The following is a 5801-nucleotide window of genomic DNA, read 5'->3' on the forward strand; positions in this document are numbered from 1 at the left end:
TGGCTACCTGCCGGGCCGGCGAAAGCATCGCCCAGGAGGCCGACGACGACCCCGGCGCGGACCTGCTCGGCTCCATCCGCCGCCACGACGAGGAACTGCTGCAAAAGCTCGCCGACAGCCTCCAAGAGCAGGCCGGGGCGGTGGTGGCCGCCGCGAACGGCGGCCGCCGTGCGGAGTGGGTGGGCTCCACCGGGGCCGGTGAGGCGGTCCGTGGTGGTTGGAGCCGCCTGCGGGAGACGGTCGAGGAGAGCGGGCGGCAGGCCGGACAGTGGGAGCAGCAGGCCGAACGTACCCTCGAGGGTGCGGTCGAGCGGCTGCCCGGCGTGAGCCGGATGCGGGGCGAGGTGCAAGGGGCCGCGGCCGCGGAGGACGAGCTGCCGATTCCCGGCTACGGCGAGCTGACCGTCGTTGAGGTCACCGGCTGGCTTCGGCACCTGTCCCAGGCCGAGCTGGCCACGATCGACGGCTATGAGCGGGCCCATGCCGGCCGTTCCACGATCCTGAACAAGATCGCGGACTTGCGCGGGGACGAGCCCTGGCCCGGTTACGACTCCATGAAGGCCGACGAGATCCGCACCCGGCTGCGCGAGGCCGACGCCGACCTCGCCCGGCAGGTACTCGACTACGAGCGCCGCCACCACGAACGCACCACCGTCACCACGGCCGCCGACCACGCCGCCACATGACCGGCCGCAGTGACCGGTGACGGCAATCACACACGACAGGTCCCCTGACGGTCTCCCATGAGGCATGGGGGGCTGGCCCCTGCGGGACCGGCGCACGGCGCTTGATCCTCATGGATGTGGTTTTCGGCAGGCGCAGTGCCGCACGGCAGCTGGGCTCCCGGGACCGCCCTGCTCCTTCACGACACGAAGTGGCCTACAACAGAGCGCCGGCCCGGCAGCCCACCGCGCCTTATATTGACCTGAAGCAACGTCGGTGCAGTGCGGGGGGATTGAGCGCTCTTGCGATCAGGTGGAACGCGTCGAGCGGCCGTGACCGCCTTGTGCTGCGCCGTTGCTGTGTTGTTCCTCGGTGCGTGCGGGACACAGGTGGCCGGTCAGGGGGACGGGAGGTCACCGTCGTCAGCGGCGACCGAACCGATCCCGTGGTCACGTCGGAGCCCTCCGCGGTCACCGGAGTCCGTCTCAGCGACGACCGCCGCACGCTGCTCCTGGACGCGCAGGTGCCCAGTGGCGCACACGCGTGCGTGCGCAAGCTCAAGGCGGTGCTCACCGACCCGACGGCGGACCTTGTGTGGGTGCAGGTCACTTTCACCTCGCCGTCCGATGACAGGGCTTCGGGGTGTACCAAGGAGGGCACGGCCACGGCAAAGGTCAGGCTGCCCGAGCCGTTGGGCGACCGGGACGTGATCGTCGACCACTACACGCGCTTCACCGCCGACGGTGCCAAGCCGCCCGGGCTGCGGGTGTGCGGGAAGCTGGGCTGCACACCGCCGGCCACCGGCTGCACCGCCGATTCCTACGACCAGGCGTTGATGGCGGTCGACGCGCCCGAGCACACGTACCGGGACTCGGAGAAGTGCGACGGGAAGTGGCTGGTGCTGGACTTCTCCTGGCGCACGGGACCGGCCTGCGGCGACTCGACGGACCCCGCCTGCTCGTCCCGGCTGGGCGACCGCTGGTACTTCCGGGCGAAGAAATCGGGCTGGAAGCCGATCGTCGAAGGTGCGGCCGGAGGCTGCCGGGACGTGCAGCGCAAGGAGCCCGCCTTCCCGGCCTCGCTGTGCGCGTCGCTGGCTCCGCTGTCCCCCTCGCTGCACCCGAGTTTTCCTCCGCCGTCCGCTTCCCCGACCGCCGGTGTGCGTTCCACCGCGACGACCACCCCGTGACGACCATGCGTGAGGGGGCCCTCCAGGCTCTGCGACCTCTTCCGGCCGTCTCATGGGGGCGTCGCTGCCCCGCCTCACTCCACTGTGCGGGCGGCGGTACAGACGCCTCACCGCCACCGCCCGTGCATCGGCAGGCGTTTATGCTGCGGTCCCGTGCTGCGGTTCGAGTCGCCTCGTGTCGGGGATGCGGATCCGGGCGATCCGTCCACGGCCGTCCCGCCGGTGGTCAACGTGGTGACCGGTGAGGTGCTCCCGGAGGGCGATTGGCCCGTGCTCGCTGTGCCGGCCAGGGCAGACGCTCCGCTGCGGGCCCGGCAGATCTGCGAGCAGGTCGAGGAGAGGGCCGAACCGTGGGTCGGCGAGCACGCGCTCGCCATCCTCCAGGGCGCGGCCGAGCACGTCGCCGACGCCCTCGGACAGCAGGCGGATGCCGCGCAGTTGAGCGAGCACAAGCGGACCGGTGTGGACAAGGCGGTCGGCTACCTGCGGGCCAGGCTGCGTGATCGAGGGAGCCTGCCGGCACCTGATCAAGGACCGGATGGACATCACCGGCGCCCGCTGGGGCCTGGCAGGCGCTGCCGGCCAACTGGTCGTTCAATCAAATCCAAACCCTCACAGTCGGGTCCGGCTCGGGCCAGATCACGATCGACAAGGACGTGCACCAACCAGGCACCGACAGCGGGGTCAGCCAGGTCAACTCGCCCGACTCCCCAATCGACGACTATCTGAACTTCGTCACCGGCCTTTACGGCACCGCGGTGGCGTGGAACCAAGGAGACCCGAATGTACGCGTCCTGGAGTACATGCGGTACCCGCGGTACACCTCGACCTACAGAGGCTGGACACACATCATCCCCGACCCCGATCCCGCCTGGATCGCTTACGCGGAAGCGAACGGTCCCACGCGCGTAGTGTCCTACGTCGGCCCGGTCGCAGGCCTCTCCATCGACGTCGACCACTTCGCAGCGGTCGCCAATGGTGTCACGGTCCACGGCCAGGGCACTGGCATCACCACCAACGTGGGTGACTTCTCGGGCTGGGGAGGCGACCTCACCACCTTCTACGCCGAATGGGGCCGGGATTCGGACACTACCGCCTCGGGATACACCTATTGCATGGACCGCCTCGCCAAGATCGACACAGTGTCGACGTTCGAGATGAGCGACCTGATCGCGGACGTGGACGGGTACCTCGTCGGCATGAACATCCACGGCAGGAGCGAGACCATCGTCGATGCTGTCCAGAACTTACTGCAGGGGGGTGGCGCCCTGAGCCGGTTCAAGCGCTTCTACGATGCCCGCTACAACGGCGACAACACCAATGCGTTCGACACGACGAAGGACATGCTCACCGACGGCACCGACCCCGACGTGTCCGAGTTGCGTATTGCCGCCATCCAGAAGACCGCCGGGTCCCTTACTCTCATGCCCGTCATGTTGCCCGATGATGTCCTCAACCCTGCGCGACCCTGGTGGCTAATTGGCGCAGCGTCACGACGACACGTGCGGAGGCCTCAATTTCTGTCCGTTTTGACGGCAATTAGGGTGCGCTTGCAGCCGACGACCTTCGGCGTTTGACCACGTTGAGTAATTAGCCACCAGGATCCTGCGCCTGCCGGAAACTACGTCCGTGCAGGTCAAGCGGCATGGTGGTACTCGTGGAGGACTCCGCCCAGGCGGTCTCGTCGGCGTATGTCTGCCGCCCGCGGGCTGCGCAGACTGCATATCGGTGCGAGTCTCTGCCCCGATCTGCGGAACCCGGCGGCCCCCTGCAGTCCGCTTCGTATCTGTCCTCGGCAATGTTCCCCCCTCTCTTCCCCTCCCTTCAATTCCCTCCCTCACCTCCTTGCCGGCCGCCCACCTGCGCGGCGAAGCCGAGGTGCCGCCGGGGCCGTGCCGCCGGTGCCGTGCCGCCGGTGCCGTGCCGCCGGTGCCGTGCCGCCACCGGCTATCGGCTGCGGATCGGTCGGGGGATTTCCGGCCCGCGACCGAAGTGGTCGCACCGCCCGAATTCCACGATATAAAGCGTCGTGGATTCGCGAGAATTCCAGCATTTCTCAGCCGGGATCCCGCTTCAATGTCGCCGAACTCCGAGCTATATTTGAATTGTTCCCGGGGAAACCGGGAGATGTGAATTCCGCCAAAGCTCTGCGGAGAATATCCGTCACGGGTGAAGTGCGGCCAAAAACCGGAGCAAATGGGAATGTTGTGGGCGCGCCGTGGCTTCTGGCGCACACCCGAGGGCGACGGTTGCCCCGTCCAATCCGTGCAGGCGCTCCGTGCGTCTGCTGTGACAGGAGATAGTTATGCGTGTTTTCCGCTTCGCTGCCGCGGTCGGCGCGGCAGCCGCCGTGATGCTGGGTGGTGCTGGAGCTGCCAGCGCCACCACGCAGGGCGTATCCGCGTACGCCTCGCACGACCACGATGGTTGGCACCGGGGTGGGGACGACGACCGCGGTCGCGACGAGCACCGGTGGAACGACGACCACGGCAGGTGGGACGACCACCATGGTGGAGACGAGCACCGGTGGGACGAGCACGACCATCAAGGGCACCACGACCGCTGACACGCGCGCAGCGACGGCCGGCTCGTGAGCCGAAAGCCGGGGGCGCTCTCCGTGACCTGGGAGGGCGCCCCACCCCGAACGCGTGGGACATCTTCCGTGACCACTTCCCCGTGTTACAGCATGACGGCCGCCCAAGCATGGCCTCGGCGTTCGTGCAGCCGCCTCTCTTCCGAAGCCATCCACACTCCGGCCGACTCAGCCATCAGCGCGCCGGGTCGATGACGTTGCAGGCCGGTGAAGGTGCAATGCGACGTGGCCGTGCGGCCGAGGTGTTGCGTCACGACAACGCCCGACCCGCACGGCCTTCCTCACCTCACGACAGACGCCTGATCGTTACCGGGCGACATGTCGTTACGCCGCCGTGGTCAATCCGGTGCTGGCTTGCGCCGGGTCCCGGTGCAGCAGCCAGCGCTCGGCCGCCGTCCAAGCCGTGGTGGTGAGCAGGTAGAGCCCTGCCGCCAGCGGCATGATCATCGCGAACAGCGCGGTGCCGAAGGACAGGTACGGAGCGATCCGGGCCGTCCTGGCGCTCGGGTCGCCCTGGTCCACCGTCAGCCCGACCGCGGCAGTGGCCGCCGCCCGACGGGCGCGACGGAACATCACCAGCCCGACTGCCGCCAGCGCCGCGTAGAGCGCGAGGAAGACGGCCACCTGCGCGGGACCCCGGGCCGAACCGACGTGCAGACCCAGCGGCACCCCGAACAGGGTCTGGTGCAGCAGGTCGTTCGGTTTCCCGTCCAGCACAGGCAGGGTGAACAGCCGGTACATCACAGAGAACACCGGCATCTGGACGATCGTCGGGAGGCAGCCGGCGAACGGCGAGGACTTCTCCTTGCGGTACAGCTCGGCGAGCGCCGCCTGGAGCTTCTCGGGTTTGCCCCGGTGCCGACGGTTGAGCTCGGCGACCTGCGGGGCCAGCCGGCTGCGGGACTTCTCGCCGTGCACGGCGGCCCGCGCGAGCGGGTGCAGGAACAGCCGGACGCCGACCGTGAACAGCACGATCGCGAGCGCGGCGGGGAGCGCCTGGGACAGGCCGGACACCACTGCGTGGGCCAGGCCCACGGCAGGGTCGAAAACGGCAAGGACGGACATGGGAAGCGAGCCCTCCGGGGTCTCGTCGAACTACTGACGGGATGTTTTCGGAGGACGGCCGCACGCGGGGAACGCAGGCTATGCGGCCGCCGGGGCCGCGCCCGGGGCCCTGGGTCGGCGTCGGCCCCTGGCATCGGGATCGCGTTGCGGGAGGTACGCCGTGCGGAAGGCCCGGCGCCGCAGCGCCCAGTCCCTCCCGGCGTGCGTCGTGCAACTGCTCAGCAGCCCGGCGGTCAGCAGGGTGGTCGTGATCAGCCCGGTGACCAGCACCAGGGTCGCGGCAGCGGCGAA

General features: G+C 69.0%; 6 protein-coding genes and 1 pseudogene. 4 read left to right on the top strand and 3 right to left on the bottom strand.

Annotated features, from left to right (window positions below; translation table 11 throughout):
* Positions 1-686, top strand: a pseudogene (locus tag FCI23_RS57900) (hypothetical protein); the annotation flags it as partial.
* A gap of 353 nt (positions 687-1039) precedes the next feature.
* Positions 1040-1852 (top strand): hypothetical protein, encoded by an 813-nt coding sequence (locus FCI23_RS53660; RefSeq protein WP_322974063.1) that lies wholly within the window; start codon positions 1040-1042, stop codon positions 1850-1852.
* Positions 1853-1990: 138 nt separating this feature from the next.
* On the opposite strand, the gene FCI23_RS53665 is transcribed toward FCI23_RS53660, so the two are convergent.
* Positions 1991-2302: a hypothetical protein gene (locus FCI23_RS53665; RefSeq protein WP_136731444.1), complete on the bottom strand. Its 312-nt coding sequence runs from the start codon at positions 2300-2302 to the stop codon at positions 1991-1993.
* A gap of 206 nt (positions 2303-2508) precedes the next feature.
* On the opposite strand from FCI23_RS53665, the gene FCI23_RS53670 reads away from it, so the two are divergent.
* On the top strand, positions 2509-3429 hold the full coding sequence (locus FCI23_RS53670) for a hypothetical protein (RefSeq protein WP_136731446.1): 921 nt from the start codon (positions 2509-2511) through the stop codon (positions 3427-3429).
* Between the two features lie 728 nt (positions 3430-4157).
* Complete coding sequence (locus FCI23_RS53675) at positions 4158-4418, top strand: hypothetical protein (protein ID WP_136731448.1); 261 nt, start codon at positions 4158-4160, stop codon at positions 4416-4418.
* Between the two features lie 351 nt (positions 4419-4769).
* On the opposite strand, the gene FCI23_RS53680 is transcribed toward FCI23_RS53675, so the two are convergent.
* The gene (locus tag FCI23_RS53680; protein ID WP_136731450.1) at positions 4770-5510 is read right to left on the bottom strand and encodes a YidC/Oxa1 family membrane protein insertase; all 741 of its coding nucleotides are present in this window, start codon (positions 5508-5510) and stop codon (positions 4770-4772) included.
* Between the two features lie 78 nt (positions 5511-5588).
* On the bottom strand, positions 5589-5801 hold a 213-nt coding region (locus FCI23_RS53685), incomplete at its 5' end, for a DUF6412 domain-containing protein (RefSeq protein WP_246144901.1).

This window comes from Actinacidiphila oryziradicis (assembly GCF_005047355.1).
GTDB classification, from domain to species: domain Bacteria; phylum Actinomycetota; class Actinomycetes; order Streptomycetales; family Streptomycetaceae; genus Actinacidiphila; species Actinacidiphila oryziradicis.

What these genes read in the sequence shown, in the direction of transcription:
- FCI23_RS53675 (WP_136731448.1), top strand. Translation starts at nt 4,158, where the DNA reads ATGCGTGTTTTCCGCTTCGCTGCCGCGGTCGGCGCGGCAGCCGCCGTG.
- FCI23_RS53680 (WP_136731450.1), bottom strand. Translation starts at nt 5,510, where the DNA reads ATGTCCGTCCTTGCCGTTTTCGACCCTGCCGTGGGCCTGGCCCACGCA.